At 63.3% G+C, this 3,661-nt stretch carries 4 protein-coding genes and 1 pseudogene; 2 read left to right on the forward strand and 3 right to left on the reverse strand.

Annotated elements, in window-relative coordinates:
* Positions 1–642: M20/M25/M40 family metallo-hydrolase (locus BQ4436_RS00200; protein ID WP_143000735.1), on the reverse strand; the 642-nt coding region annotated here is incomplete at its 3' end.
* A 51-nt stretch (positions 643–693) separates the two neighbouring features.
* Between BQ4436_RS00200 and BQ4436_RS00205 the strand changes: the two genes are divergently transcribed.
* Together BQ4436_RS00205 and BQ4436_RS00210 are read left to right on the forward strand one after the other, a co-directional pair.
* Entirely contained in the window at positions 694–1,281 is a 588-nt protein-coding gene (locus BQ4436_RS00205) for a TetR/AcrR family transcriptional regulator (RefSeq protein ID WP_083329353.1), read from the forward strand.
* Positions 1,282–1,295: 14 nt separating this feature from the next.
* Positions 1,296–1,919 (forward strand): TetR/AcrR family transcriptional regulator, encoded by a 624-nt coding sequence (locus BQ4436_RS00210; RefSeq protein ID WP_083329354.1) that lies wholly within the window; start codon positions 1,296–1,298, stop codon positions 1,917–1,919.
* A gap of 7 nt (positions 1,920–1,926) precedes the next feature.
* Here the strand turns inward: BQ4436_RS00210 and BQ4436_RS00215 are convergent, their stop codons facing one another.
* Together BQ4436_RS00215 and BQ4436_RS12335 are read right to left on the reverse strand one after the other, a co-directional pair.
* Positions 1,927–3,219 carry a dicarboxylate/amino acid:cation symporter gene (locus BQ4436_RS00215; protein WP_070975118.1) on the reverse strand — a complete coding sequence of 431 codons (1,293 nt, stop codon included), beginning with the start codon at positions 3,217–3,219 and terminating at the stop codon, positions 1,927–1,929.
* Positions 3,220–3,303: 84 nt separating this feature from the next.
* A pseudogene (locus BQ4436_RS12335) lies at positions 3,304–3,661 on the reverse strand (ROK family transcriptional regulator); the annotation flags it as partial.

Here is a 3,661-nt window from a genome sequence, read left to right on the forward strand (position 1 = left end):
CTGCTTATGCCCAGCTGGATGTGTTGACGAGACAGCCGCGGGGCGGCGCTGCGCCGCGCCCTTCTCACCAATGACGACGACGATCGCGTCCGAGCCGTCGCGCACCGGCAGGTGGGAGCCGCCCTCCTCGGAGAGGCAGTTCTTCCAGCTGAACGGCTCCGGGTCGAGCTGCGAGAGGTAGCCGGCGCCGAGCCCGCCGCGCGCCTCCTCGTCCGCCACGCCCACGAAAGTCAGTGTGCCGCGCGGGCGTTTGCCGCTCAGGGCCACGTCGCGGGTGGCGGCGGCCATCGCGGCGGTGATGTACAGCATGTCGGTGGCGCCGCGGCCGTAGAGTCGGCCGTCGATAATTTCGGCGCCGAAGGGGTCGTGCGTCCACTGCTCCTTATCGACGGGCACTACGTCCGTGTGGCCGAGCAGCGTGAGGGGCTCCGCGGAGGGGTCGGTACCCTCGATGGTAAACGCGATAGACACCCTCCCATCTGTGGGTTCATACTTTTGGATGCGCACGGGAGCGCCGTCGAAAAACGATTCGAGCGTGGCCGCGTTGCGGTATTCTCCCCCCGAAGTTGGGGTAAGGTCGTTGACACACGTATTTTGGATAAGGGTTCGTAAGAGATCCACTGTTGCGCTATGTAGGTTCATGTCTGGCATATTAGGTGCTTTTGTGGGCATCCAGAGAGGAGTTGGTGTCGTATGGCTCGAAGAGAACTCAGCCAGGACCCCCGCGCTGTGAAAACGCGGAACGCGATCATCAAGACAACTACCGAGTTGTTGAATGAGCACCGGGTTGAGGACATCACGGTGTCCCAGATTGTGAACGCGGCAGGGATGAGCCGCCAGGTTTTCTACGAGCACTTCAAGGACCGCGACGCCGCCGGCAAGGCAGCAATCCAGCGCGCGCTGGCCCCGGCGGTGAACGATTACATCGAGACGTATAAGAAGACCGGCGAGATGCCTCCTGCGCTGGAGGCGCTGTTCTCGCAGCTCGCCGAGGTTCGTTGCCTCTTGAGCCACGTGATTAACGGCCCGGCCCACGCCACGCTGATGGCTTGCTTTACAACGCCCGAGATGCCAATGCTGCACGACATGGTGACGGCGATGCGCGCCGAGGTCGTCCCGATGACCGACGAGGAAGCTGCCGACGTGGCTTCTTACCTGTGCTCCGGCGCGTTTTCGATCTTTATGAAGTCGGCGACTGAGTCCGAGAATTACGAGGAAGCCGTCAAACGCGCAATGAGCGTGTTCGGAGTGTTCGGTAGGGCAATGAGCTTGCCTCAGTGAGGTATCCTGCATTCATGACACCACGTGAGCTTAGTATGGACCCGCGCGCGGTTCGTACGCGCACGGCGTTACTGAACGCAACGAAGGAACTGCTGCTCCATTACCGGGTGGATGAGCTTTCGTTGTCCCAGATTGTGAAGTACGCGCAGGTCAGCCGCCAGGCCTGCTACGAGCACTTCCACGACAAGGACGCGCTCATCCTGGCCGCAGCCTGCGACATTTGCCTCCCTGCGTACAAGTCGTTTGTTGACGACATCGTGATCGACGAAACGTACCCGGACCAGGTGGCGCGGCTGGTGAAGCACCTAGAGCGCTACGACAAGGCGGTCAAACACCTGATCAACTCCTCGGTGCACGGCAACCTCAACGACAAGATCTGCAACATTCTGGCGGATGCCTACCTGAAGAAGATCTACACCCAGATCGAGGCAGGCGAAGAAATTGGCCTGACGGAGGAAACGCTGCGCGACACGGCCCGCTTCATGGCTGCCGGAACACAGGACATCCTGATCGACGGCATGCTGCGCGACCGCGAGCATGAAGAAACCGCGCGACGCGTAGAAAACGTTCGCGCGGCTTTAGAACTCGTGATCGGCGCGCTGCGCGCGACGGGTGGCGGGGTAGCGGTCGAGCAGTAGGCTCGCGTTATACCCGCTGGGGAGCTGGGGCGCCGTCTTCTGCGGCGTCCCAAATTTTTTCGTCCAGGATGCCTTCGCGCTTCGCCACGATGGCGGCGACGACGGCCTGGCCGGTGACGTTGACGGCAGTACGCCCCATGTCGATGATCGGCTCGATCGCCAGCAGCAGGCCCACACCCGCCAGTGGCAGGCCCAGGGTGGACAGCGTCAGCGTGAGCATGACGGTCGCGCCCGTGGTGCCCGCGGTCGCCGCGGAGCCGAGCACGGCCACGATCACGATGAGCAAGTAGTCCGTCGCGCCCAGGTCGAGGCCGTAGAACTGCGCGACGAACAGGGCCGCGATCGCCGGGTAGATGGAGGCGCAGCCGTCCATCTTCGTGGTCGCGCCGAGCGGCATTGCGAAGGCCGCGTACTCGCGCGGCACGCCCATCGACTCCTCGACGGTGCGCTGGTTTACCGGCATCACGCCCATGGAGGAGCGGGTGACGAAGCCGAGGGTGGTCACCGGCCACACGCGGCGGAAGAAGCCACCGACCGGCACCTTATTGACGGCCAGTACCGCCGGGTACAGCACGAAGATCACGAGCGCGAGGCCCACGTAGATCGCCAGCACGAACTGGCCGAGATTGCCCAGTGCCTCCCAACCGTAGGTGGCCACGGCCTTACCGATGAGCGCCGCCGAACCGATTGGGGCAAGGCGGATGATCCACCACAGCACCACCTGGATGACCTCCAGGAAAGAGGCGGAGAACTGCAGGAACGGCTCCGCGGCCTTGCCCGCCTTGATGGCGGCCACGCCGATGAGCAGAGAGATCACCAGGATCTGCAGCACGTTGAAGTTCACCGAGGCGCTCGTCTCCGAGACCTTGACACCAAGCCCGAAGAAGTTTGACGGGATGACGGTGTTCAGGAAGCCGAGCCAGGAGCCGGAGCCGCTTGGTTCGGCGGCGGAGGAGGCGTCGACAGACGAGTTCGCGCCGGGCTGCATGACGGTGCCGACGATGATGCCGATGATCACCGAGAAGAACGCGGTGATGGCGAACCACAGCAGGGTCTGCCAGGCAAGGCGCGCGGCGTTGGTGACCTTGCGCAGGTTCGCGATAGAGGTGACCACCGCGGTGAACACGAGTGGCGGGATGAGTAGCTTCAGCAGCTGCACATAGGCGCTGCCGACCCAGCTGAGCGTCTCGCTGAGCCAGGTGATGTCGTTGGCCGCGGCGATGAGCCCGAGGATGAGGCCGATGATCAGGCCGGCGATCACTTGGGCGCCGAACCCGGTCATCCACTTTGGAAGGTGCATGAAGTTCTCCAGGTGTAGATTTATAGACTAATCGGTATTAAACGAAGCTAAATTCTACACCTATCCTCTAGAAACGCGTCAAATCTAAACTAGACAGAGCGGTTCACGTAGCACTTTATCCAGTGCAACCGCGCGCGCGATGTCCCGCACGATCTCGCGGTGCGAAGGGATCATGCGCAGCTTCGGGGCGCGCTCGGCCTCGCTGACCACCGTGCGCGCGAACGTGGCGGGCGCCTGCGGGTCGTCGATGAAGGCGCTGCCGGCGACGACGACGGTGCTGGGGGTTGACTGGTAGACGGGTATAGGGGAGTATAAGGGACAGGGGGTGTACAGCATGTCGGGGGCGCCGCGGCCGTAGGGTCGGCCGTCGGTAATTTCGGCGGCGGAGGGGTCGGGCGTCGAACGCTCCTTTTCGTCGGGGACCGCGGCAGTGGGGGCGAGG

Origin of the sequence: Corynebacterium sp. MC3, assembly GCF_900099485.1 — a bacterium.
GTDB classification, from domain to species: domain Bacteria; phylum Actinomycetota; class Actinomycetes; order Mycobacteriales; family Mycobacteriaceae; genus Corynebacterium; species Corynebacterium pseudogenitalium.